The sequence below is a fragment of the Asticcacaulis sp. P2_C5 genome, assembly GCF_056404555.1.
In genome coordinates this window covers 261,418-285,061 of record NZ_JBFUDU010000003.1, presented here as the reverse complement: position 1 = coordinate 285,061, position 23,644 = coordinate 261,418, and the positions used below count along the sequence as shown (strand labels likewise).

Genomic DNA, 23,644 nt, shown 5'->3' with positions numbered 1-23,644 from the left:
GTTAAGTTTCCGGCACACGATGCTATGCTGGCAAAGCCGAAGAAACGCTGAATCATCGGCAGCGGCAGAGACTCACGCGCCGCGAGACTGGCGTAGCCTGACCGCATCACGGGCCGTGTCCGCTAACACCGCCAGCGCTACAAAGCCCGCAATTCGTTTCATCCCCTCACACCCTTGCCTCCCCCGGCCCGGATTGGCCGGGGGAGGCCCCCTCATCAGACACCGCGCACGCGCAGATGGCAAGCCATCAGGTCGCGCGGTGCCATAGGCGAAGCCACCCTTCGCCTATCCTTTAACGCACACCACCTGCCGCAGCGTGTGGACGATCTCGACGTGGTCGGCCTGGGCGGCCATAACCGCGTCGATGTCCTTGTAGGCCGCCGGCGTCTCATCGATAACGTCGGCGTCCTTGCGGCATTCCACCCCCGCCGTGGCGGCGATGTGGTCTTCGATGGTAAACCGGCGCTTGGCTTCGGCCCGCGACATGGCCCGCCCGGCGCCGTGCGAACACGAACACAGGGCCTGGGCCGATGCCTCGCCGGCGATCCCGCGCACGATGAACGACTTGGCGCCCATCGAACCCGGAATGATGCCCAGCGTCTCCGGCGTGATCCGCACTGCGCCCTTACGGGTCACCAGCACGTCCGCTCCGAAGTGCCGTTCGTGCGCCACGTAGTTGTGGTGGCAGTTCACGGCCTCGCAGTCGCAGGTAAAGCGCTTCGGCACCGATACCGACAAGGCCTCGAGAGCCGCCGTCATCATCAGTTCCCGATTGGTCCGGGCAAAACGCTGGGCCCACGACACCGCGCCCATATAGTCGCCGAAAAGCTCGGAACCTTCGGGCAGGTAGGCCAGGTCTTCGTCGGGCAGGTTGACGAACCAGCGCTTCATCTCGTGCTTGGCGCGCTCGATGAAGTAGGAGCCGATCCGGTTGCCGATTCCGCGCGAACCCGAGTGCAGCATGATCCACACCGCCTGGTTTTCGTCGAGACAGACCTCCACAAAGTGGTTGCCGGTCCCAAGCGTCCCCAGGTGGTTCTGCGCCCGCGTCGCTGCCTGGCTGATCTTCGGGTGCTTGTCGACGATCTTTTTCAGTTCGCCGTTCAGCCCCGAAAACGCCGCCCCGGCCGCCTCGGAGGTTTCGCCCCAGGCGCCGCGGTCATTGGCCCCGCCATTGTCGGTCCGGCCGTGCGGAATCCGCGCCTCGATCGCCGTCCGCAGCCCCAACAGGTTGTCGGGCAAATCAGACGCCGTCAGCGTGGTTCGCACCGCCATCATGCCGCAGCCGAGGTCGACCCCGACCGCCGCCGGGATGACCGCGCCCTTGGTCGGGATGACCGAACCGATGGTCGCGCCCATGCCCCAGTGAACGTCCGGCATGATGGCGACGTGCTTATGAATGAACGGCATGGCCGCGATGTTGTCGAGCTGCTTGCGCGCCTGGTCCTCGACGGCCACGCCGTCGATCCACGCCTTGATCAGCCCGCCCCGGGCGCCTTGAAACACTTGCATATCAACCTCCATTGCGCAGCAACGAAGGCCGCGCCTATTTTTTATCTATTAAATCATCGAGTTCGAACGGCGTTTCACCGGTCAGTTCATACAGTTTGAGCCAGGCCCGGACACAGGCGCCCACCGGTCCCGGGACCGGAAGACCGGCGAACCAGCGGGAGACCGAGGAGCGGTCGACACCCAGCGCCTCCGACAAACGTGACTGCCAGCCACGTTCGCCGAAGAGCAGGATTGCCGACACTCTCAAGGTCTCCGGGTCCATTAGATACCGCCCTCAAGCGCCGGGCGGGCTCCTCGCATCAGCTCGGGCGAGCGGTCGCTCTTGCCAAGTCCTTGCGGACTTGGAGACTGCTCGCTCTCGCGGATATAGTTCAGGACCGTTTCGCTGAAACCGTCGATATGGGTCCATTTGCCGTAGCCGACACCGTTGCGGGCCGAGGCAACGTTGATCATGTACGCTTTTGACGTGACAGGATCAGGAACCGGATCGTGGCTCTGTTCGTCGGTGATGACGATGAGACGATCGTGCTGGATCGTGTTCATCTTCTTCACCGCCTTGCCGAGATAGGTCGAGCCGTGAGGCTGCGACTTGATCACGGCATCAACACCGGCCATACCGCGCCGTGCCGGGACCTCCTTCACGTCCTGCGAGAAGGTGAAGACCCGCACGTCGCCCGGGATGATGGAGGCCAGCGTCGCCGCCGCATCCATACGCGTCAGGTCCGACTTCGCCGACAGGCGGCAATCCATCGAACCGGAAACGTCGACCAGCACGATGGTCCGACCGGTCAGGACCGGACCTTCAAGGATGGTCTCGCTCAGCGCCTGGTCGAGGTAAGCCTCGAACCGGGGCGCCGCCCGCGCTGCCGCCACATAACGGAACGGCAGGACACGATCGGCGCCACGCCGGGCGATGATGGCGTCACGCACCAAACCTTCGTCGACACCGGCCTGGTCCATGTTACGCAGGTTACGCAACAGGGCCAGGTAGCCGAGCTTGCGCTCAGCCAGCAGGCGCGTGAAGGTCTCCGCCTTATCCGCCCCGCCAGACAGCGCCACTTCCCACGTATCGGGAGAGGTCAGCCTGCCGGCGGCCAGGTGCTTCCAGTCTTCGGCTTGCGCCTCGTCCTTCGGCTTGGCGTGGCACAGGAACAGCACGTCACGCAGACGCACAGGCCCGGCACGATCGTACTTGGCCAAGGCATAGGCATCGAACTTGACGAAAGCACGGGCCAGGCCCAGCTTCATCTGTTTCGAGAGAGAAGCGTTCTTTTGGGGCTTGCGCCCGTTTACCTTGAAATAGATCGCCACCAGTTCCGACAGTTCGTCGGCCCGCTGGATCACCCGTTCGATGGTCGGCGCCACCAGCGATCCGCCGTGCTTGATCAGGGCGCACAACAGGATCAGCGGCGCATGACGCAGCTTGAACTGTTCGCGCGCCTCGATGGCGAGTGCCGCCACCGTCGCCGGTGCGACATCGGCAGCCAGAGCCGCGATGCGGTCGGCGATGGTCACGCCGTCTTCATAGAATTCGTCTTCCCACAACAGGCAGGACAGGACCGACCGGCGCAACGCCTGTTCGGCCGAGAGAGTGACGGCGGGAGCCCCTTCGTACGATACGTCGGGGCGCTTTTTGAAAATGTTCAGTCGCATGACCGCACCTTTCCTGACGTGTGAACGCAAGTCAGCCGTCTCCCGACACCGTGTCCGGAGGGTCTTGCGTGTGAAGGCTGGGGGCTGAGGGCGATGCGGAGAGGCATCGCGATGAATATCTTGGCGGCCGGAGGGGCTATACGCGCCCGACTGCTGCCGGTGAAATGACCAAGGGAACCTGCGAAGACGTAAGCTCCCGCTGCCTGACCAGTTTGGTTACTGGGCAGGTTTTGGGAAGGGGATTTGAACCCCAAACCCTTTCGGGCCTCTACCAGACGATGAATACGTCCTCTGTCGCCACTTGATCAGCCGATACTGCGGTTCCGGTAAAGGCCTACATCATCGACATTTTGGTTACTACAGCAACTTGTTGCGTAATGCAACAAATTTCTGAAAAAATTCTTCGTCCAGTTTCCCGGGTACAGGCGGTTCCGGGTGGGAGGCACTTCCGCCGGATCTTGCGCATCCGGGCCACGTTGGCTTGCCGTGCATAGACCACGACATCCAGGGCTGCCCTGTCCCGTTTGGTGCGATGAAGCCGGAACCTACGCCACGGAAAACTGAACTCTGATTGCTTCGGAGAAAATCGATATCGCTCTGGGACGTACCTAAAACGAAGGATGCGAATATCTGCGCTACCGAAACGGTTTCGAGGGGAATAGACGGCAACAATAGGTGCTCTATCCACTGAGCTACACGGCTTTCGCCATGGCCGGATTTGAACCGGCGACCACCTCGTTACAAGCGATGAAATCGTTGCCTGCGCCACCACGAAATGTCGTTACCGAAGCAACGACGGCTGCGGGATACCGCAGTCCGTTGCAGGGCGCAACAGGGATTTCAAAAAAGATGTCGCAGCACCACAGATAGTGGCGGAAAAGTCACATTGTGCGTGACTCTCAGGAAATCCGCCTCTTCCCGTTTACGGGGAGAGGCCGGCGCAAAGCGGCGGGTGAGGGGCAAATTCCACTACAGGTGCAACAGTTCCGTCAGTGGCCGTAATTTGCGGCAATCTTGAGTTCGAGCTTGCACGATCGTAGAAATCCTTTCGAGCGTGGAATGCCCCTCACCCGGCTCGCAAGCTCGCCACCCTCTCCCCGCAAGCGGGAAGAGGTAGATTTAAAACGCCCCTTACTTCGCGGCGAACTGCTCGACATTCGACGGGATTATGACCTCGTATGGCACCCAGTCGTAGAGCTGGGCATAGTCCTTCTTGGCGAACTTGACCGCGTCGTCGAAAGCCTGATTGGCCTGGGCTGTGGCGTTTTGCAGGACCGACATGGCCATCCAGTGGCTGCGGATGGCGTCCAGCGCCTCGGAGGTGCCGTCCACACCCGCGACCACGACCTGACCCGGCTTGTAGCCGGCCTTTTGCAGGGCATCGATGGCGCCCAGGGCCATATTGTCGTTATTGGCAATGACAGCATCGATATGCAGGCCGTCGTTCAGCCAGCCGGTGACCAGCCTTTCAGCATCTTCGCGTTTCCAGTTGCCGGTAACGTCCTTGACCAGCTTCAGGCCCGGCTTGGCGGCGATGATTTCCTTGGTACCTGCCGTGCGGTCGCGCGCCGCCGGGTGACCGTCTTCGCCACGCAGGATGACGACATTGCCGGTGTCCTTGATCTGTGACGACACAAGACGCATCTGCAGCCGGCCGGCGACCAGGTCGTTACAGGCGACGATCGCCACCTGGCCATCGAAGCGATCGATCGACGGCAGGCGGTTGACGAAGATCAGCGGCACGCCGGCCTTCGACGTCTGGTCCGCCGCCGACTGCGCCGAGGCGTCGTCGACATTCATGATCATCACCACATCGGCCTTTTGGGCGATGGCGTCCTTGACGTGCCCGATCTGGGCGCCGCTGTCGCGATGGGCGTCTTCGACCACGACATCGAGTTCCGGGTGCTGAGCCGCGGCGGCCAGGATGGAATCGCGCAGAATGATGGTGAAGGTGTCGTCGGCGCGTGCCAGGGTGACGACGATCTTTGGCTTGGCCTGGGCCACGGCAGGCAGCACCGAAGACGCCGCCAGGCTCAATACGGTTGCGCCGATCAAGGTGAGTTTCTTCATGTCCTTGCCCTTTCCTAAGTGTAAGGCGCTGCGCCCGCTATGCCGCGCGAACCCGCGCCAGGAACTTGTCGACTTCGCCCTTCAGCATATCCGATTGACGCGCCAGAGCATTGGCGGCCGACAGGACCTGAGTGGCGCCCGCGCTCGATTCCTGAGCGGCCAGGGTGACACTGTTGATATTGTTGGTGACGTCCGACGTATTCTGCGACACCTCGTGGATGTTGCGGGAAATCTCGGCCGTCGTCAGTTCCTGCTGATTGACGGCGTCGGCAATCGCCGAAGCGATGTTGTTGACCTCGGCAATCGTGCTTTCGATGCCCGAGATTTCGCCGACGGCCTGCAGGGTCGAAGCCTGCATCTTGGCGATCGACACGCCGATCGTCGTCGTCGAGGTCGAGGTCTGGTTGGCCAGCCCCTTCACTTCCGAGGCCACGACCGCGAAGCCCTTGCCGGCTTCACCCGCCCGGGCGGCTTCGATGGTGGCGTTCAGCGCCAGCAGATTGGTTTGCTGCGCGATGGCGTTGATGATGCCGACCACGGACTCGACCTGGGCGGCGTCGCCGGACAGGGCGTCCATGCTGTTGCGGGTCCGAATAGCCTGGTCGACGGCGTTGTTGGTGATGCCGGACGAACGGGCGACCTCGCCGCCAACCTGGCGGGCCGAGGCGGCCAGTTCTTCGATGGCGGCGGCCACCGAGCGGACATTGTCGGCAGCCTGACGGGCGCCGGCTTCGACGGCCGAAGACTGGACGCTGGTTTCTTCGGCCGCGGCCGACAGGGTCTGGGCCGAGGATTGCAGTTCGCTGGCGGCGTTGGAAACGGCGCGGACGATATCACCGACCGCATGTTCGAACTCGTCGGCCAGCTTGACCACCTCGACCTTGCGCTGCTTCTGCATGTCGTCTTCCAGGGCGGCCTGGGCGGCGCGCAGTTCCTCGCCCTCCATCAGCTTTTCCTTGAAGACCTTCAGGGCCGAAGCCATGCCGCCGATTTCGTCGCGGCGCCCGGCATCGGGAATGGTGACATCGGTTTCGTGATTGGCCAGGCGCAGCATGACCTGGGTCATGCGCGAAATCGGACCGGAAATGCTCATGGTCAGCATGGCGCCCATCAGGACGCAGAATACGGTCAGCGACCCCAGAGCGATCATGATCCACAGGCGCGCCGATTCATTGACCTTGACGGCGGCGGCGGTCGCGGCGGCAGCCTTGCCCTCGCGATAGTCCTGGACGCGGCGGACGGCGCTGTAGAAGGTGACACGTTCTTTCGACAGGTCGTTCATCAGGACGTCGGCCGCCTCTGTGGTCAGGCCCGCCTTGTCGAGATCGGAAACCTCTTCCTGGACGGCCAGGAAATGTTGCCATGCCGCACGCAGCGACGCCGCCAACTGGGCTTCCTCGTCACCCTGGACCATGGCGCTGTAATCGCTCCACGACTTGGAAAAAACGTTGCGGGCCGCTGCCGCTTCCTGGCTGTAGGTATCGCGATCGGCGCCGACGGCCGAATGTTCAAGGAAGGAAATCACGCTCAGGGTCTGGCTGTTGCGTGCCAGATCGCCCAGGGTCGACACGGCCTTCAGCTCGGCAGACAGGCGCGTGCCGATCGCTGAAACTTCGTTCAGTTTCATGATCGAGAAGGCGCCCGTCGCTATGGACAGCACCATGAGCACGGCAAACGCCATGGCTATTTTTCCACGAATGGAAAAAAAGATTTTACCTAACATGATCTGAGGTCTCTCCCAATCGCCCAGTTTCTGAGCGAAATTACAGGGGCAACTGATAATTTAGGATTAACCACAATACCGTTCTCCACGCTGTGATAGCGATAACGCATCGCAGCGTGGCAAGGGCGACCGCACGTCCGAGCTCGTGCGAGGAGCCATGCGGCGATTGAGCTGAAGAAATTCTTCCGGTCACATTTCAGTCCCTTGAGCCCGGATGTGAAGAACCGCCGCGGAGTGACCCGCAGCGGTTCAGGATGGCCCAACAGAAACAGAGTTTCGTCAAATCAGTTGGTATATAACCGGACGTAATCGACCTGCATTTCCGACGGGAAGGGTGTCGCGCCGTTGGGGGGACCGGGCCAGTCGCCGCCGACCGCCAGGTTCATGATGATGAAATTGCTCTGGCCGGCATCGAACGGCCATACCGCGCCCGGAAAACCGGCAATGCTGGCCGTCGTAAAGGTCGCAAAGGGTGTCGCAGAATTGTCGATATAGTAGGCGACGCTGCCCGGTTTCCAGATCATGCCGTAGGTGTGCCAGTCGGCCGCCGTCTGGCCGGCCGGGAAGTGATAGGTGGTGCCCAGGCCCGTGCCGCCGATAAAGCCGGTGCCATGGATCGAGCTCTCGTTCCAGTCCGGTGTCAGCGGCCCGTTGACGCGCTCCAGAATGTCCTGCTCGCCGCTGGCCGGCCAGTTTACCGTGGTGATATTGTTGCCGAGCGTCCATACCGCCGGCCACAGGCCCTGCGCCTCAGGAGCGCGGGCGCGCATTTCGAAGCGGCCATACTGGAAGCTGAACAGGCCCTGGGTCTTCATCCGCGCCGAGGTATAGACGCCCGGGGACGGCTGGCGGGCGACGATGTGCAGCACACCGTCCGTGCCGACACTGGCGTTCGGGTTGGCGCTGTCGCAGGGTGAGGTGTTCGAAGTCGCCGTGCAGTAGGTTTCAAGCTCATGATTGCCGAAGCCGCCATTGCCGGTGTCGTAACCCCAGATCGTGGCGTCGGGCGCCTTGGGCGAACCCGTCGAATTGCTGAATTCATCGGCCCAGACCAGGGTATTGGTTGGAATATTGGGCGCGAAGACCTGCGAAGCCGCGGCGCTGTTGGTATAGCCTGATGCCGCTGCGATGGCCTTGACCGTCACATTGGCGGCGACCAGGAAGGGCGCTTCGTAATGCTGCGACGCTGTAGTCGGGGTCGTGCCGTCGACCGTGTAATAGATGGTGGCGCCGGCCGTCGTGGTCGACAGGCTGGCGATCACGGCGCCGTTCTGCTGGGCGCTCGTGGCAACCACCGGGGTTGCGGCCACCGGGGTCGCGGGCGGTGGCGTCGTACCTCCCCCGCCGCCGCCTCCCCCGCCACAGGCGCCAAGAAGGATAAGCAGCCCGAGGGCCGAAAGGTGCAAGCTGAACCTGGGTATCATGTGCTGTCCTCGACTATGTATGCGAGCCCCTTCTGCACAGATGGCGAGGGCTCTTCATTGTTATGATACGCACGCGCGGGTGCGGTTGGCAACGCTTCCAAAGCCAAACCCGAACAAATGTCCGAAATGACAGCAGAAACGCGACATCGATGTCATAACGCGTCAGGCAGCAATGTGCAATATCATGAAACCGTGGAATGGGACGGTTGGGTCGGGAGCGCGGCAGAGCCCGCCTGATCAGGATATAGGGGCAAACTAAATAAGTTCAAGAATTGCCAGGCTCCGACCTGCCGCTCTATAAAATCGCTGCAAAAACAGGCAGGTGGGCGAGCGGAGTGACAACCATGCGAAACATCGATGTTCTGATCGCGGGCGCAGGCCCGACCGGGCTGATGCTGGCCGCGGAGATGGCCCTGGCGGGCGTTGATGTCGCCCTTGTCGAGCGCCGACCCAACCAGGACCTGGTGGGTTCACGCGCCGGCGGACTGCACGCCCGTACCCTCGAAATCCTTGACCAGCGCGGAATAGTCGATCGTTTCCTGGCCGAAGGGCAAAAGGCGCAGGTCGCCGGATTTGCCGGGGTTTCTCTCGACCTCAGCACCTTTCCGACCCGGCACACTTACGGCTTAGGCCTGTGGCAAAACCATATAGAGCGCATCCTGGCCGGTTGGGTGGCGGAGCTGGCTGTCCCTATCCACCGCGGACGCGAGGTAACCGGGCTGAAACAGGACGACAGCGGTGTCGATCTTGAACTGGCGGACGGCCCTGCCCTGCGGGCCCAATACCTGGTCGGTTGCGACGGCGGGCGCAGCGTGATCCGCAAGGCCGCCGGCATCGCCTTTCCCGGCTCGGACGCGACCAGCAGCAACCTGATCGCCGAGGTTGAGATGACCGAGACTCCGGAACTGGGCGTCCACCGCAATGCCTTCGGCATCCATTCCTTTGGCCGCGAGCAGTACGAAATTCGCGACGGCAAGGTGATCTATGCCGATACGGGCCCGATACGGGTGATGGTCAGCGAGCCGCTGGTCGGTTCCACGAACGAACCCACATTGGCCGACCTCAGCGCCGCCCTGATCGCCGCCTGCGGCACCGACTACGGGCTACACAGCGCGACCTGGATCTCCCGCTTCAGCGACATGTCACGCCAGGCAGACACCTATCGCAAGGGGCGCGTGCTGCTGGCTGGGGACGCCGCCCATATCCATGCACCGGACGGCGGCCAGGGTCTCAATACCGGCGTCCAGGACGCGGTCAATCTGGGCTGGAAACTGGCCCAGGTGGTCAAGGGCACCTCGCCGGATACGCTGCTCGACACCTACCACGCCGAGCGCCACCCGGTCGGCGCGCGCGTGCTGCGCAACACCATGGCCAGCGTGGCCCTGCGCCGCACTGACGATCGCAGCAACGCCGTGCGCGAGGTCATGGCCGAACTGCTTGGCATGGACGAGCCGCGTCAGCGTTTTGCGGCGGAAATGTCGGGCCTGGGCCTACACTACGACCTCGGCGCCGGCCACCCGCTGTTGGGACGGCGCATGCCCGATCTCGACCTGGCCACAAAGGATGGCCCGCTGCGGGTCTTCTCCCTGCTGCACAGCGCCCGGCCGGTGCTGCTCAATCTCGGTGCACCCGGCGCCTTCGACATCACGCCGTGGGCGGATCGCGTCCAGCTGGTCGATGCCCGCTACGACGGTTTGTTGGAACTGCCGGCACTGGGTGCGGTCAGCGCGCCCTGCGCCGTGCTGATCCGCCCCGACGGTTATGTCGCCTGGGTTGGCCACGGCGGCCCGGCGGGACTGACGGAAGCCCTTACCACATGGTTCGGACCGCCCAGTTCCTAGCCCGTCGCAAATCTGGTTGATTTGTTTGGCGCAATCTCTTATGAGGCCCGACAGCCAGTCCCGGCGTGTCCCTGAAGCAGGAAAGGAGAAAATCATGCGAGCACTGTTCCTTCATCTCGAAACCGATTTCCCGATCCAAACTCTTCAGGAACAAATTGCATGGGCAATTCCCTGTCAGGCGCACACGCACGCCTGATCTTTACTGGCCGCGCGTGGCGCGCTGCCGATTTCTACAATTTCAACGCCTGGCCTGCGCCCGGTGATGTCTCCCCTCTTTCGAAGGAGGGCGCGCATGAACACGCCATGTGAACTGACCCTCATCGGGCGCGACCCGGCGCGCTTCGACCCGATCGCCCTTGATCAACTCGATGCCACGGCGCGTCTTGAAGGGATGGGTCGGGTCGTCGGCCTGCCCGATCTCCATGCGGGGAACGGCATCGCCGTCGGTGCCGCCTTCTGGTCGCCTGACCGGATCTGGCCCCACTTGGTCGGCAGCGATATCGGCTGCGGCATGGCGCTGTGGGAAACCAGCCTGACGGTGCGCAAGTTCCGCGTTGGCCAGGTCGACCGCAGACTGCAGGGCCTCGACGAACCCTGGGACGGACCGGTCGAACAGACCCTGGTCTCAGCCGGCCTGCCGGCCGACCTGGCCAATCCCGGGCTCGGCACGATCGGCGGCGGCAACCACTTCGTCGAGTTTCTGCGGCTCGAAGAGGTCGTCGATCCTGAGCGCTTTGCAAACCTCAACCTGGCGGAAGATCGCGTCTGGATGATGGTGCATAGCGGTTCGCGCGGGCTGGGCCAGGCCATCCTGCAGGACCAGACGGAACGCACCGGCAAGTCGGGCCTTCTGGCGGACAGCCCGGAGGCCAGGGCCTATCTGTTACGGCATGATCAGGCCGTGGCATGGGCGGTGGTGAACCGAAAGGTGATCGCCGACAGGTTCCTGAACGCGGTCGGCCTGTCCGGCCGGTGCTGTCTCGACATCGTGCACAACTGCGTGTGCGGCCATCGCGGCGGCTGGCTGCACCGCAAGGGCGCGGCACCTGCCGATCGCGGTCTCGTCGTGATCCCCGGATCACGAGGCGATTTCAGCTATCTGGTCGAGCCTGTGGCGGAGCGGGCGGAAGAGGCGCTGTCGTCACTGGCCCATGGCGCCGGGCGCAAATGGAGCCGCAACGATGCCCATGCGCGTCTGTCCCGGCGCTATCGCGTGGCCGACCTGCAACGAACCAAGCTGTCCAGCCATGTCATCTGCGAGGACCGCCGCCTGATCTTCGAGGAAGCGCCGGAGGCCTACAAGGATATCGCCGGCGTCATTGGCGACCTTGAGGCCGCGGGCCTTGTCCGGGTGATCGCCAGGCTGCGTCCGCTGCTCAGCTACAAGACGAGGGCCTCATGACCGAGATCATTCTGCACCTGACCTCAGGCAAGGGCCCCGACGAATGCTGCTGGGTGGTGGCGCACCTGGCACAAGCGTTCGCAAGCGAGGGCGCGCGCCAGGGCATCGTATGCGAAGTGCTGGATGCGCAAGAGGCGCTTCCCGCCTCGCTCCTTTTGCGGATCAGCGGCGACACGGCAGAGACGTTTGCGAAGGACCGGATCGGCACCATACTGTGGGTCGGCGAAAGCCCATTTCGCCCCCGGCACAGGCGCCGAAACTGGTTTGTCGGCGTTGCCCTGGCGCCCTCTCCCGAGAGCGTGCCCGATCTGCGCGATGAAGATATTGACTTCCAGACCATGCGGGCCAGTGGACCGAGCGGACAGCATGTCAACAAGACGGACAGCGCGGTGCGGGCGACCCACCGGCCAACCGGACTGGTCGTGACGGCCCAGGAACAGCGATCCCAGCATGCCAATCGCAAGCTGGCGACGCTGAAACTCGCCGTCATGCTAGAGGAACGCCGATCCGGGGCACGTGACATTGTCCGGCAGGCGCAGTGGTCAACCCATCAAAACCTCGAACGCGGCAATCCGGTGCGGACCTACATGGGCCCGCGTTTTGACCTCAAGGGCGTCATATAGGGCTTTTGGCTGTCGCGGGGCGGGAAAACTGCCTCGCGGCAGCACTCAGACCTATCCCATGTCTTTGACAACGCACACCAAAATGTTAGCGCTACCAAAATGCTTGCCTTTGGTCGCGAAAGGTGATTTCATCGGGGTCCCACATAAGAAAAAGTCCAGCCCACATGGGTTAGGACATAGCCCAAACGGGGATGCCAATGCCAAGATCTGCCCTTTCCTACGCTGTGGCCCTGAGCCTGACGGCCGCGCTTGCGCCGCTGACGCTTCATGCCCAAACCAACGCTCCCAAGGCGCCCAATGGCCGCCATTACCTGTCCCAGCCTCTGGTCACGGATATCTACACCGCCGACCCGTCCGCCCATGTCTTCAACGGCCGGATCTATGTCTACCCCAGCCACGACATCCCGACCGACATCCCCAACGACGACCTGGGCAGCCAGTACGCCATGAAGGACTATCGCGTCCTGTCGATGGATCACATCGGCGGCCCGGTGACGATCGGTCCCGTTGCTCTCGACGTCAAGGACGTTCCCTGGGCCAGCAAGCAGATGTGGGCGCCCGACGCCGCCTACAAGAACGGCACCTATTACCTGTATTTTCCGGCGCGCGATCCGAAAAACGTCTTCCACATCGGCGTCGCAACCTCGACCTCGCCGGAGGGGCCCTTCAAGGCCGAGCCTGAGCCGATTGCCGGATCCTTCAGCATTGATCCGTCCGTCTTTACGGACGGCGACGGCGAAACCTATATGTACTTCGGCGGTATCTGGGGCGGTCAGCTCCAGCGCTGGGCCACCGGGTCGTTTGACGCCAACGGCTCCGACACCGATCTTCATCAGGACGACCAGCCGGCGATAAGCGCCAGGGTCGCCAGGTTGTCGCCGGACATGAAACAGTTCGCCGAAGCGCCCCGCAACGTCGTCATCGTTGACGATGCCGGCAAGCCGATCCTGGCCGGCGACCACGATCGCCGCTTCTTCGAAGCGTCGTGGATGTTCAAGCACGACGGCCAGTATTACTTCACCTATTCGACCGGTGACACGCATTTCCTGGCCTACGCGGTCGGCAGCAATCCCTATGGCCCCTTCACCTACAAGGGTCATTTCCTGTTGCCGGTCCAGGGGTGGACAACCCACCATTCGATCATTGAGGCGGACGGAAAGTGGTGGCTGTTCTACGCCGATACCCAGCTTTCGGACAAGAACCACCTGCGCAGCGTCAAGATGACGGAACTGCATTTCAAACCCGACGGCACCGTCCAGGAAATCGATCCGTTTACCAACTGATCGTAGCGCGTGCATCCTCCCCGGCCATACGTCTTTGTGCTACGCGGCGCGGGGAGTTATGGAGAATTCTGGGACAGGTTTTGGACTGCATAATTCGTTTCTGAGAATTATGCATTTCATAACCTGTCACCGAAATACCCGTTTTGACCTCAAGGCTGTTAAATAAGGCTTGTGACGCCCCTCCGGAAAAGCGCTTCCTCCGCCAGGGCCAATCGCGTCAAAAAGTCGCGCAAAAACCAGTGACGCGGGACCGGGTCACAGTCTGTTGCTACGTTACAGGGCTTGGCTTTCCGGCGTCACAGCGTCACGACTTTTCAGATGTGACGGCCTGTGACGCCCTGCCCTTGCCGACACCCCGAAGCGTCACAACCGTCACACGCCCCCTATAGGGGTGTGACGGTTGTGACGCTGTGACGGGACCACCAAAAATATTTCCGTCTTAACGGCGTTAAACTGGACAAGTTGCGTGTTATCTCTGCCTGACCGTCCAGCGCAGGCCTAGGTTATCGAAAACGATAATCCTGCGTAGCCATGAGCGCTCCGCGCCCCTCCCCCCAAGGACCGACCGGCAAATTCCTCCTCTTCCCGCCTGCGGGGAGAGGCGGGGCGCCCCGTGGCGTGGCGCGAAGCGCCGGGTGAGGGGCATTCCACCGTCAAAACAGCCTGTGCGACCGTGCAGACCAGAGCTCCCGCTGTCGGCGATGAAGAGCCTACCTCCGTACAGGAAATCATCCGACCACTGACCGGGCCGCTGCATCTGCAGTGGAATGCCCCTCACCCGGCGCTTTGCGCCACCCTCTCCCCGTAAACGGGAAGAGGAGGATTTAAGCCCTTTCCGCCGCCAACATCCGTCCAATCCTGAGGTAAAGCCATGAACGCCATGACGTTAAACCTGGCCAGTGTCGAGGTCGAGCAGGCCCTGTGCGGGGCCTGCCTCAACATTCCGGCCGCCGTCAACAACGCCCACGGCGTCACGGCCGACCACTTCGCCTCCCCCGTCCTTGGCCGGATGTGGCACCTGATCCAGGACCTGGCACTAAATGGCGGCGATATCGCCCCCTCGGTCGTCGTGTCGCGCCTGAAGGCCGATCCGGAATTCGCCTCCCTGGGCGGCAAGAGCTATCTCGCCGACCTGATCGACAAGGCGCCGCCGGCCAATACCGTCCCCACCCTGGCGGCGGAACTGATCGAAACATGGAAGGCCCGGCAGGGCGCCCTGCTCGGTGACCAGATGGTGCGCGAACTGGCCAAGGGCGGACCGGTCGGCCATGTCCTGGCCTATTACGGCGCCGAGCTCGACAAGATCCAATCGGTCGACAACCGGACCTCGCGCTACAATCCGGAACCCTTCGCTGCCGTGGCACCCGTGGCGTCGCCGTGGCTGATCAAGGGCGTCCTGCCGTCGAAAGGCGTCGGCTTTATCGTCGGCCAGACCAAGGCCGGCAAGAGCTTCCTGGCGCTGGATACCTGCCTGCGCCTGGCGGCCGGCGCACCGAAGATCTTCGGCGCCCGGGCGAGACGCGCTGGTGTTGTCTATATCGCCGGCGAGGACGACAATGGCTGCCGCGCCCGCGTCCTGGCCTGGCGCCGGAAGCACCACCGCGCAACACCCATGCCGTTCGAGCTGATCGGCCAGGGGCTGAACCTGCTTGATCCTTCCGCCGTCCACGACCTGAAAAAGGCCCTCCACGCCGCGTCCGATCGCTTCGCCACGATCGACAGTCACCTCGGCGTTGTGGTGATCGACACACTGTCGCGCTGTGCACCGGGGGCCGATGAAAATAGCTCCGTCGACATGTCGCGCGCCTTCCACGCCCTGGAAGACATCGCCCGATCGACCGGGGCGCTGGTCCTGGCCGTCGCCCACTTCGGCAAGGCCGGCGCTGACAAGGGTATCCGCGGCTGGTCCGGCCTCGACGCCAATTCGGACGCCACCCTGACCGTGGAACGCTCGCCCGACGACGACAGCCTGCGCCTCGTCACCTTTGCCAAGGTCAAGAACGGCGTCGACGGCGGCCAGATCGCCTTTCGGCTGGAAGAGGTCGGGCTGGGCATGGTCGATGGCGACGGCGACGAGCTGACCTCGTGTGTCGTGGCCTTTGAACCCCTATCGGACAGGGTTGAGCGGCGGAAGCAGTCACGGGCTCTGAAGCCTCCCGAAGCGCTGGTTTTGGCCGCCGTCAAGTATGTGACCGACCACGAAAAGACGCTCCCGCTGCCCATCGCGATCGAAGGCCAGAAGCCATGGATGAAGGCCGTGACGCGCGAACAGGTCAAGGCCCGCTCGCTCGCCACCGGGCTTGCCGGCGACGACAAGGGCGGCACGGTCCGGATGCGCTTTTCTCGTGCCCTGGAAGGCCTCGGCGCGACCGGCAAGCTCAGGATCGAAGGGGATTTGGTATGGCTGATTTAGGGCGACAGGGTCAGGTCGGGTGAAGTGTGACCAACTGTGACGCGCCACATTTCCGACGCGGTCCAATGAGAGGTCCTCGGCACGGCCGATGTCGAAGCCGTAACCGACTCCCTCGTCCAACACGTCCAAAATTACGATGCCGGGGCAAGGCGCACGTATATCCAATGTTCATAAAAATCAATAAACTGACTCTGCCCCCTTAGCTTGGCCCCTTATGGCCTCTTAAACTTGATACCATTAGTTAATAGTTAAGTGCTCTTTGTATTTTTCATGAAATATGCGGAAGAATTTGGTGAGATATAAGCTTAAATCTCTCCAATCTTTCATAGACAAATTCTCGTTTATTTTCACTTCTCGATCTTTCAAATGGACTAAGCTATTTCTATGGAAGTAGACCTTCTTTCCTAGTGCGCCTCGCTTTGCTTCCGCGGCTCCCATTGCATTAACAAGAGTAACTATCTGCGCCTCACAGTGGTTTAATTCTTGACTATCCACCATTTCGAATATCTCACACATAGAATCTGACTCTTTGCTCTTCCAGCTTAAATTATCTTCACAAAATTTGGCCAAACTTGCCGCAGTCAAAAAGGTATTTGTTTCCATTTTTAACTTATACATCCATGGAAAAAAGAATAATGCTTCGAAAAATCGATACAAATCTAGAAAAACATGCTTCCAATTACCTGCGTTTAGGCAGTTCAATAAATTGTCAGGTGGACAGAAATATAATCCCTTCAACCTTATTAAGGAGTCAGCAAATAATTGGTCAATGTACTTGGGACGCAAAAAAGAAAACATCCACAACAAATCTAAGGCAATATCAGAAAAATTTGACTCTATATATGGGCAGTTTTCTGTAATTTCGTATGCAAATACAGTCCTGTAGCAAGACATAAGCTCTGAGATATCATGGCCGCTATATTTTTCATCGACAATATCAAGGAAATTTGTTGCACCTAACGCTGAACGATATTCCTCCTTCAGCATCAAGTGATCTCTCAGATCACCGCATGCCCAAATAAAAAAACCCTCATCAAAATCAACTTCATTTATATTCAACAGATTGCGGGAGTCGTCTGACAAAATGATCTGGTCATCTTCGTTTATCCAAGGCGAGCTAATTAAGATATACCTTTTTTGCTTGAAATCGGCCTCAGCAATAAAACCTCCGCCGACGAGAGCGCATACATTCGCTTCGTTGAACTTAATCCCGTTAAATTTAGCAAACTGTGCAGCCTTCCTATCCTCGGCTAAGTCTTTCGTTCGTAACAAAGGCGCTAGATAGGTCTTTCCCGAGCTCTCAATTAAAGGACGAAAAGCTTCCAAAATGTAGGCGACGGCATTTCGGGTCATTCACGAAACCCAAGATGGCAACATACTGTCAATGCGGTCTGCGTTGTTTATCAGGACGGTGAAGGCTTTTTGGAATAAGTCTCGTTCAAAACGGCCAACCTGACCAGAACGCTGATTCAACCTATCGTTCAAAGTGTCCAACTGCAAAAATTCCTTCAACTCGCTGGGTGGCATTAAGTTGAGGCGATCAATGAACTTGTTGAGCGTCTCTTCGACAGCCTGAAGCTTAGTATCGACTTGTCCCCAATCTGTCGGCATTCCAGGGATGTCAAACAGGATGACAGCAACTGAGACGAAGAAACCAACTAGCGCCGGATCGGTCTTGAAAATTTCCTGGCCGTCAGCAATTCGAACAGCATGGGGCTTCGGTGCAGGCTCGCTTCTGGCAAATGCATGATCTAAGCGTACCATCAAACGAAACACTCGAACGAATTGATCGACGAAATCTACATGGGCACTTGACTCAATGGTGTCCAATCTAGCGAAGTCATCCGCAACTCTATCTTTCACATCAAACTCTGAGCGCCTAGAAGAAAAGCTTAGGTATAACCTAACAACAGTTGATCCTTGATATTGCCCAGAATCACTCCTCCTCTGGCCATCATTCCTGTTATAAACCTCGACATCGTTGCCAACTGAGTTCTTCAATATTTTTATCAGTTGAGAATAGACGGTCTCTAGCTGCCTTGACACTTCCCAAGGTACTTGGCCCGTATTCAACACCAACATTCTATATATTAAACTATTTAGGCTTTTAGCCACCCAAAACTCTACTCTAACTTTTCTATCTTCAAGTGCCTTGTCAGAATCGACAGCCTCCATCAGTGCAGTAGTTCGCTGCATGCCATCGATTATAGAAAGCCCATCATTGTCGATGCCAGATATTAATTCCGCTGCTTTTTCAGAGCTTAAGTCGGCGGATATACTAATCCCATCGTCCTGAACGCCCAACACAATTGCTGGAATAATAGCTCCCTGTGAAATGTCCTGAACTAATCGCGACCTGATCGATTTTGCAGTCTTGGTCGTTAAAGCCACGCGCTGGCCTTCAATTCCGCCACGTCCAGAATAAGCCGCCTTGACCATTGCGAGGTACTGACCGACCGGCATGATAAAAAGCAGGGAATGACATTTGACGCGATCGTCATAGTCGATATTAACAAGCTGCATTTTGCCTCGCACATCCAAACAATGGCCTAAACGGTCTTTGCCGTAGCCCGCACTTTAGTGGTGAGCCATCAATTCTAATTGCTCAAGCGAATCGGTCCGTTGTCAACAAGCTTACTCGCAAGGCTACGCTCCTACACGTTCCGTACAGATTGTGTAGACGGAAAAGGGGTGAGAGTCACTGCTGTCCCACAGGACTTGAAGTATAGCGCGAATTACCGTGACGCCATACCAATTTCCAATTTAACTGTCTGATTTAATTGACTACTCGTACGCGTCCTAAGTGTCCGTTGAGGCTCATACAAGGGCAGCTAAGCGCCCCCTAATCTAAAATGGGGCTTTTTCGAGTGGAGTCAGTTTCAGGGCCGCGCGCTGTTGCGCGAGGATTTCGTTCGCCTTCAGCCTGAAGCTGGTCGGATTATCTATAACGACCAAGAAGCGCATTGCGTGAGGGGTCACCCTTTCATCGGATATCCCTCTCAAAAACTGTTCCGCTTCATCGAGATTGCCCAATATCCCGGCAGCGACCCCGGCATAGTAGCCAAACCACGATGCTCGCATGCGCTCCGATCCCTGCGCTTCATCGATCACATATTTTGCAATTTCCTCGAAGGACGAGAATTTTGCGTCGATTTTTGTAGCGTTTACCGCGGCCAATCGCGCGATTTCGGCGATCTCATGGCGGAATTGATCTTCGTCTTTGAACTCAGCATGCGGCCTGTCAGAAAGGCAATAATTCAAGGTGATGAACCCGCTGCCGCCCCAAAGCCAATGAGCGCAGTTGTTCAGATCGACCGTTACAGACCAGGGACTAGGTGTGAATTCTACGACATTTAGCCAGAAACTATGATCTTTCAGCCAGAGTCGCGATCGCCCCTCCCGTTTAAAACCGATAGGTCCAAGTTCCGCTTTAGCGGCTGAAGCAATGATCTTGTTATGTGATGCCCCCATCTCCCTTACAACAAGCTGCCGACCGTGCCCTGCACATCGCCGCCCGGCAAAACCTCTTCATCCTGCTTGCCGCCAAGCCTGACGATCTTGAGCGAACCATCCGGCAAGGGCCTTTGCAGCGCCTTGGCCTCGTCCCACGGCGCAGTCATCCACGTCTTGCATTCATCAAGCGTCCGCAGATGGACCGGCATGGCCTTGGGGTGGACGGCGGCGACTTCGGCGTTCGGCTCGGTCGTCAGAAAGGCATAGAACAGGCCCGAGACCGGGTCGTCATTGACCTTGATCTTGCGCGTCACCTCGGCGCAGACCCCGGCAAAGAAGGTCAGGGGCCGGTCCTCGCCCAGGGAAAACCATGTCAGTTCCTTCGATCCGCTGGCCTGGTTGGGCTCGCAAAAGCTGGTGACGGGGACCAGGCAGCGAAATTCCGGCGCCAGCCAGCGCCGCCAATGCGGCGAGGCCGTGTTGCGGATATTGGTCACACCTGGGTCGGTCTTCTTGCCCTGAAGCGCAAAGGCCGGTGACGGCATGCCCCACAGGGCGCCGGTCAGGTCCAGGTCGTCGCCGTCGTGTTTCAATACGACGCCGGTACGGTTCGGAAAGATACCGCTCAGCGGGACTTGGTTGCCGGCACGGTTCCTGACGTCCTTCCAGGCCTTCACGAAATCGATGATCGCCTGGGCGTTCTTGGTTTCCGAATAGAGATTGCACATAAGCCGCCCTCCTGATGCCGGGAAAGGCACGCTACCCGCTTGACTCACCCCCGGCAATGAGAACAAAATAGGAACTTCGGAGGTTCGGCGATGATCATCAAGGACACATTCTGCGTCGATCTGGAGGGGTTGCGGGACCGTGGCGGCCGGGCGACCTATTTCATCGCCATGGAAGACAGCCAGAGAAAGGGGACCTTCCATATCGGCGGCTATCGCTATGACAGCTATGGCCAGCCGGTCGACAATCCGCACGCCCCAAAGGTCATCGACGTCTGGTCGGTCGAGACGGAGACGCGGCAACACGCCAAGACCCGTCGGATGTCGATGGGTGATGTCGAGTTCTTCAAGGCCGCCGAGCAGATGCAAAACGCGCACTTGCCGTGGAAAGATCGGACAAGGCTGTACGAAATCTCGGCCTGGAAGAGCCTGACCGGCACCTGCCAGGCCTGCGGCCTGGCGGTGACGCATCCGGTCCGCCAGCTTATCGAAGAGGCCCGCTACGGCGCCCGGACCATAGCGGAGATCGAAGCCGTGTCCGTCTGTCGCCGGGTCAAGTGCCGGGGCAGGATATCGATTGAATTTTCCAACGAAAAATAGCCCACGCCGCAACGGCGGAACAAGCCGGCGCGGCTAAGCCCAGTGCGACCAAGGTATGGGTTGGCCCTACTTTTTTTCGGAGCGCGCTCCAGGCGTGTCAGGCGCGATAGCTTCGGCGTATTCATCTATGGCCAGAAAGGCGTCGTGGACGTGTTGCGGATCCAGTCCGTCGCGCACGACGAGGGTGTGGAACTCGACAAACACCCGCAACCTTGCTGCGTCACCGCGCAGATCCTGAACGCCGAAAAAGGCTGCGCCGCCGGCGTAAGCGAAATGCCCCAGCCACTCGGTTTCGCTATCGTCATCCGTCAAGAGGCGAACCCCGACCTGGCCGTCCGTCGCAAGGCCAAATCCTGGCGGTGTCCACGCGATAAGCGCTTGGCAAGCCTTCATCTTCGCTCCAGCTTCATGTCGGTGACGGGTCCATGAACACTACGCCCTATTGATATGGCCCCCCCTACCCCTTCAACGGCAGCCTGATCTCAAACGTCGTGCCGCCGGCGCCGGTGGCCGTCAGCCTGACGTCGCCGCCGTGGATCTGCGCCAGTTCACGGGCGATGGCCAGGCCCAGGCCCGAACCACCCGGCGTGTTCGAGGCCGTAAACGGCTGGAACAGCTTTTCGCGCGTCTTTTCCGGAATGCCCGGACCATTATCGGCCACCGACAGCAAAACCTCGTCGGCGGTCTTCTCGGCGGTCAGGGTGATACGCCCCTTGGCCTTGCGGTTGGGCTGCAACTCGATCGCCTGGCGGGCATTGCGCATAAGATTGACCAGCAGGCGGTGCAGCTGTTCCGGGTCGGCCTCGAGATGGAAACCCTTGGCCGACCTGAGTATAAAGCGCACCGGCTCGGGTGATTGCGCCGTCAGGGCCAGGCCGGCGTCTTCGGCCGCGGCATCGGCCAGGTCCTTCAGGTTGACGATCTGGATCTGCGGGTCGTGCTCGTCGCTCTTGCCATAGGTCAGGACGTTGGTGGCCAGCGACAGGGCACGGTCGAGCGCGCGTTCCAGGCGCGGCAGGGCCTTGGCCACGGTCGGGTCGCTGGAGGCCGACAGGCGGTCGGACGCCATCTGGGCCGAGGTCAACATGTTGCGCAGGTCGTGATTGATCTTCGACACAGCCTGACCCAATGCCGCCAGGCGCGCCCGCGAGCGCAAGGCCGTGCGCACCTCGTCCTGCATCGAGATCAGCTCGCGCTGGATATGGCCGATCTCGTCCTGACGCTTCGACGGCTTAAGCCCCAGGCTGGCGTCTTCCGGATTGGTCTTGAAGCGCTGGATAGCCTTGGTCAGGCGACGGATCGGGCGGACGATAAAGCCCGACAGGGCGGCGAAAACCAGCACCCCGGCAGCCAGCGAAATACCAAGCGAGACACGCAGCTTCGAGATCAGACTGGCGCGCAGGGTGGTCTTCAGCGAGTCCGACGGCACCACGATCTCGATCATCTGGCCGGGGCGGACCCGGGGCGGGGTCTGGACGTGGATCAGCCGGTTCTGCGGGCTCATCAGGGTCTTCCACGGCGCCCACAGATAGGCGATGTCGTGGAAGATGTCCTTATGCATGTCGCGCATGTCGGTCACCTGGTCCGGCACCACGATATCGGGGTTGAACAGGCGGTAGTTGCGCACGCCGTCATTCTGGATGGCCAGGTAGAGCACGCCGGCGCTGTTGAGCAGCTGTGACGACATATGTTTGGACACCGTGTTCTTGGTCGAGGTGTCGACAGCAAAGGAGGCGATCTCGGCGCGGCGCACGCGGTCGTACAGCCAGCGTTCCTGGTCGGCGGCCAGGGACGGGATCAGGATCACCGCTTCGACGATCAGAACGAAGCCGAAGGTCAGCAACAGCAGCTGGCCCGACAGGCTGAAGATGAAGCGGCGCGTCAGGTGGGTGGTCTTCAGACCGTATTTCAGGCTAAACGCAATGAGGGCATTGACCGCGCGGGCGCCGCGTTCGGCATAGAAGCCCGCAGTCCGCTCGGAAAGGGGTAGCGTTGCCGGCGCAGACGCCGCCGCCCGCCGGGGCTTCCCCGCCGGTCCTGACCTGGTTTGTCCCGGCTTGCCTTGATCAAACACGAATGAGGTACCCCGCGGAGGTGCGAATCGCTATGCAATCCCAATCGGGACTTTGGCCACAGAGTCTTTACTATACCTGAAATACGGCGCAAAAGCGCGTAAATTAGCCCAATTGCGCCCAAACGAGATTGACAAGGGCGCGGGGCTGGACTAATCACGCGCCTCTTTTGCAATTCCCGGCGTCCTTCGTGATGCCACGCTGTCATCCGGAGTTACCCTCATGGGAACGAAACGTACCTATCAGCCGAGCCGCCTGGTTCGCAAGCGCCGTCACGGTTATCGTACGCGCATGGCCACCGCGAACGGCCAGAAGATCGTCGCCCGCCGCCGCGCCAAGGGCCGCAAGCGCCTGACCGCCTAAGCGACATCGCGCACACCTGTTTCGAGAAGAGCCCTTAACATGTTTAAGGGCTCTTCTTGTATGTGCGATGTGGCGTCCTCATCTTCCGCCAACATGATCCCTCATCTCAAAACCCGGGCCGAGTTTCTCAAGGCCGCCAAGAGCCCCTACGCCGCCCGGACCGGCGTGGTGGTCCAGGCGCGGGCCCGCGACGACGGCGATGACGCCATCCGGCTGGGCTTTACGGCAACCAAAAAGATCGGCAATGCCGTGGTGCGCAACCGGGTCAAGCGCCGCCTGCGTGAAGCCGCCCGGGCCGTGGTGCCCTTGCACGGCAAGGCCGGACACGACTATGTCTTCATCGCCCGCGCCGGTACCCAGGAGCGCCCATGGCAGGCTTTACTTGACGATGTCAAAGCGGCCCTGATAAGGCTCGCCGGCGCGCAACACAACCGGGCAAGCAACCCCAGGCCGCCCGAGCCGCCAGTATCATGATTAACCGCCCCGC

At 60.4% G+C, this 23,644-nt stretch carries 21 protein-coding genes and 1 tRNA gene; 9 read left to right on the top strand and 13 right to left on the bottom strand.

From position 1 onward, the window contains the following. Positions 1–285: 285 nt before the first annotated feature. From AC1DXO_RS07210 to AC1DXO_RS07180, 7 genes are all read right to left on the bottom strand, one after another. On the bottom strand, positions 286–1,512 hold the full coding sequence (locus AC1DXO_RS07210) for an RtcB family protein (protein WP_476977439.1): 1,227 nt from the start codon (positions 1,510–1,512) through the stop codon (positions 286–288). 34 nt (positions 1,513–1,546) lie between these two features. Continuing rightward, positions 1,547–1,753 carry a hypothetical protein gene (locus AC1DXO_RS07205; RefSeq protein ID WP_476977438.1) on the bottom strand — a complete coding sequence of 69 codons (207 nt, stop codon included), beginning with the start codon at positions 1,751–1,753 and terminating at the stop codon, positions 1,547–1,549. A gap of 20 nt (positions 1,754–1,773) precedes the next feature. Then, positions 1,774–3,165, bottom strand: a complete 1,392-nt coding sequence (locus AC1DXO_RS07200) for a TROVE domain-containing protein (RefSeq protein WP_476977437.1) — start codon at positions 3,163–3,165, stop codon at positions 1,774–1,776. A gap of 703 nt (positions 3,166–3,868) precedes the next feature. Further along, positions 3,869–3,946 (bottom strand) — tRNA-Thr (locus AC1DXO_RS07195). Positions 3,947–4,296: 350 nt separating this feature from the next. Then, positions 4,297–5,235, bottom strand: coding sequence for a substrate-binding domain-containing protein (locus tag AC1DXO_RS07190; RefSeq protein ID WP_476977436.1), 939 nt, complete (start codon positions 5,233–5,235; stop codon positions 4,297–4,299). Positions 5,236–5,272: 37 nt separating this feature from the next. Further along, positions 5,273–6,958 (bottom strand): methyl-accepting chemotaxis protein, encoded by a 1,686-nt coding sequence (locus AC1DXO_RS07185; RefSeq protein ID WP_476977435.1) that lies wholly within the window; start codon positions 6,956–6,958, stop codon positions 5,273–5,275. A 284-nt stretch (positions 6,959–7,242) separates the two neighbouring features. Further along, the gene (locus AC1DXO_RS07180) at positions 7,243–8,382 is read right to left on the bottom strand and encodes a chitobiase/beta-hexosaminidase C-terminal domain-containing protein (protein WP_476977434.1); all 1,140 of its coding nucleotides are present in this window, start codon (positions 8,380–8,382) and stop codon (positions 7,243–7,245) included. 344 nt (positions 8,383–8,726) lie between these two features. Here AC1DXO_RS07180 and AC1DXO_RS07175 point away from each other — a divergent pair, with 344 nt between their 5' ends. The 6 genes from AC1DXO_RS07175 (at position 8,727) to AC1DXO_RS07150 (ending at position 15,944) form a co-directional block, all read left to right on the top strand. Then, complete coding sequence (locus AC1DXO_RS07175; protein ID WP_476977433.1) at positions 8,727–10,223, top strand: FAD-dependent monooxygenase; 1,497 nt, start codon at positions 8,727–8,729, stop codon at positions 10,221–10,223. A 159-nt stretch (positions 10,224–10,382) separates the two neighbouring features. Continuing rightward, positions 10,383–10,532, top strand: a complete 150-nt coding sequence (locus AC1DXO_RS07170; protein ID WP_476977432.1) for a hypothetical protein — start codon at positions 10,383–10,385, stop codon at positions 10,530–10,532. Then, on the top strand, positions 10,516–11,625 hold the full coding sequence (locus AC1DXO_RS07165) for an RNA ligase RtcB family protein (RefSeq protein ID WP_476977431.1): 1,110 nt from the start codon (positions 10,516–10,518) through the stop codon (positions 11,623–11,625). Before AC1DXO_RS07170 ends, AC1DXO_RS07165 begins: the two co-directional genes overlap by 17 nt. Continuing rightward, on the top strand, positions 11,622–12,248 hold the full coding sequence (prfH, locus tag AC1DXO_RS07160) for a peptide chain release factor H (RefSeq protein WP_476977430.1): 627 nt from the start codon (positions 11,622–11,624) through the stop codon (positions 12,246–12,248). The genes AC1DXO_RS07165 and prfH overlap by 4 nt, the downstream gene beginning before the upstream one ends. A gap of 197 nt (positions 12,249–12,445) precedes the next feature. Beyond that, a complete protein-coding gene (locus tag AC1DXO_RS07155) occupies positions 12,446–13,531 on the top strand; it encodes a glycoside hydrolase family 43 protein (protein WP_476977429.1) in 1,086 nt (361 codons plus the stop codon). Positions 13,532–14,402: 871 nt separating this feature from the next. Next, complete coding sequence (locus AC1DXO_RS07150) at positions 14,403–15,944, top strand: AAA family ATPase (protein WP_476977428.1); 1,542 nt, start codon at positions 14,403–14,405, stop codon at positions 15,942–15,944. A 237-nt stretch (positions 15,945–16,181) separates the two neighbouring features. Here AC1DXO_RS07150 and AC1DXO_RS07145 read toward each other — a convergent pair whose 3' ends face one another. The 4 genes from AC1DXO_RS07145 to AC1DXO_RS07130 form a co-directional block, all read right to left on the bottom strand. Beyond that, a complete protein-coding gene (locus tag AC1DXO_RS07145) occupies positions 16,182–17,297 on the bottom strand; it encodes a hypothetical protein (RefSeq protein ID WP_476977427.1) in 1,116 nt (371 codons plus the stop codon). Beyond that, positions 17,298–18,467 carry a hypothetical protein gene (locus AC1DXO_RS07140; RefSeq protein ID WP_476977426.1) on the bottom strand — a complete coding sequence of 390 codons (1,170 nt, stop codon included), beginning with the start codon at positions 18,465–18,467 and terminating at the stop codon, positions 17,298–17,300. A 324-nt stretch (positions 18,468–18,791) separates the two neighbouring features. Then, positions 18,792–19,415, bottom strand: a complete 624-nt coding sequence (locus AC1DXO_RS07135; protein WP_476977425.1) for a hypothetical protein — start codon at positions 19,413–19,415, stop codon at positions 18,792–18,794. 5 nt (positions 19,416–19,420) lie between these two features. Beyond that, positions 19,421–20,125, bottom strand: a complete 705-nt coding sequence (locus AC1DXO_RS07130) for an SOS response-associated peptidase family protein (protein ID WP_476977424.1) — start codon at positions 20,123–20,125, stop codon at positions 19,421–19,423. 90 nt (positions 20,126–20,215) lie between these two features. On the opposite strand from AC1DXO_RS07130, the gene AC1DXO_RS07125 reads away from it, so the two are divergent. Continuing rightward, positions 20,216–20,722 carry a hypothetical protein gene (locus tag AC1DXO_RS07125; protein ID WP_476977423.1) on the top strand — a complete coding sequence of 169 codons (507 nt, stop codon included), beginning with the start codon at positions 20,216–20,218 and terminating at the stop codon, positions 20,720–20,722. 66 nt (positions 20,723–20,788) lie between these two features. Here AC1DXO_RS07125 and AC1DXO_RS07120 read toward each other — a convergent pair whose 3' ends face one another. Next, the gene (locus tag AC1DXO_RS07120; RefSeq protein WP_476977422.1) at positions 20,789–21,115 is read right to left on the bottom strand and encodes a hypothetical protein; all 327 of its coding nucleotides are present in this window, start codon (positions 21,113–21,115) and stop codon (positions 20,789–20,791) included. Between the two features lie 64 nt (positions 21,116–21,179). Then, positions 21,180–22,796: a sensor histidine kinase gene (locus AC1DXO_RS07115; RefSeq protein WP_476977421.1), complete on the bottom strand. Its 1,617-nt coding sequence runs from the start codon at positions 22,794–22,796 to the stop codon at positions 21,180–21,182. A gap of 220 nt (positions 22,797–23,016) precedes the next feature. On the opposite strand from AC1DXO_RS07115, the gene rpmH reads away from it, so the two are divergent. After that, positions 23,017–23,157, top strand: a complete 141-nt coding sequence (rpmH, locus tag AC1DXO_RS07110; RefSeq protein WP_476977420.1) for a 50S ribosomal protein L34 — start codon at positions 23,017–23,019, stop codon at positions 23,155–23,157. A 93-nt stretch (positions 23,158–23,250) separates the two neighbouring features. Continuing rightward, on the top strand, positions 23,251–23,631 hold the full coding sequence (gene rnpA, locus AC1DXO_RS07105; RefSeq protein WP_476977419.1) for a ribonuclease P protein component: 381 nt from the start codon (positions 23,251–23,253) through the stop codon (positions 23,629–23,631). Positions 23,632–23,644: the final 13 nt, after the last annotated feature.

Bases quoted from the DNA above. Each gene is read 5' to 3' on its own strand.
- AC1DXO_RS07210 (WP_476977439.1), bottom strand. From the start codon at position 1,512: ATGCAAGTGTTTCAAGGCGCCCGGGGCGGGCTGATCAAGGCGTGGATC.
- AC1DXO_RS07125 (WP_476977423.1), top strand. From the start codon at position 20,216: ATGATCATCAAGGACACATTCTGCGTCGATCTGGAGGGGTTGCGGGAC.
- AC1DXO_RS07155 (WP_476977429.1), top strand. From the start codon at position 12,446: ATGCCAAGATCTGCCCTTTCCTACGCTGTGGCCCTGAGCCTGACGGCC.
- AC1DXO_RS07170 (WP_476977432.1), top strand. From the start codon at position 10,383: ATGGGCAATTCCCTGTCAGGCGCACACGCACGCCTGATCTTTACTGGC.
- AC1DXO_RS07120 (WP_476977422.1), bottom strand. From the start codon at position 21,115: ATGAAGGCTTGCCAAGCGCTTATCGCGTGGACACCGCCAGGATTTGGC.
- AC1DXO_RS07185 (WP_476977435.1), bottom strand. From the start codon at position 6,958: ATGTTAGGTAAAATCTTTTTTTCCATTCGTGGAAAAATAGCCATGGCG.
- AC1DXO_RS07180 (WP_476977434.1), bottom strand. From the start codon at position 8,382: ATGATACCCAGGTTCAGCTTGCACCTTTCGGCCCTCGGGCTGCTTATC.
- prfH (WP_476977430.1), top strand. From the start codon at position 11,622: ATGACCGAGATCATTCTGCACCTGACCTCAGGCAAGGGCCCCGACGAA.
- AC1DXO_RS07135 (WP_476977425.1), bottom strand. From the start codon at position 19,415: ATGGGGGCATCACATAACAAGATCATTGCTTCAGCCGCTAAAGCGGAA.
- AC1DXO_RS07140 (WP_476977426.1), bottom strand. From the start codon at position 18,467: ATGCAGCTTGTTAATATCGACTATGACGATCGCGTCAAATGTCATTCC.
- AC1DXO_RS07165 (WP_476977431.1), top strand. From the start codon at position 10,516: ATGAACACGCCATGTGAACTGACCCTCATCGGGCGCGACCCGGCGCGC.
- AC1DXO_RS07190 (WP_476977436.1), bottom strand. From the start codon at position 5,235: ATGAAGAAACTCACCTTGATCGGCGCAACCGTATTGAGCCTGGCGGCG.
- AC1DXO_RS07150 (WP_476977428.1), top strand. From the start codon at position 14,403: ATGAACGCCATGACGTTAAACCTGGCCAGTGTCGAGGTCGAGCAGGCC.
- AC1DXO_RS07130 (WP_476977424.1), bottom strand. From the start codon at position 20,125: ATGTGCAATCTCTATTCGGAAACCAAGAACGCCCAGGCGATCATCGAT.
- AC1DXO_RS07175 (WP_476977433.1), top strand. From the start codon at position 8,727: ATGCGAAACATCGATGTTCTGATCGCGGGCGCAGGCCCGACCGGGCTG.
- rpmH (WP_476977420.1), top strand. From the start codon at position 23,017: ATGGGAACGAAACGTACCTATCAGCCGAGCCGCCTGGTTCGCAAGCGC.
- rnpA (WP_476977419.1), top strand. From the start codon at position 23,251: ATGATCCCTCATCTCAAAACCCGGGCCGAGTTTCTCAAGGCCGCCAAG.
- AC1DXO_RS07145 (WP_476977427.1), bottom strand. From the start codon at position 17,297: ATGACCCGAAATGCCGTCGCCTACATTTTGGAAGCTTTTCGTCCTTTA.
- AC1DXO_RS07200 (WP_476977437.1), bottom strand. From the start codon at position 3,165: ATGCGACTGAACATTTTCAAAAAGCGCCCCGACGTATCGTACGAAGGG.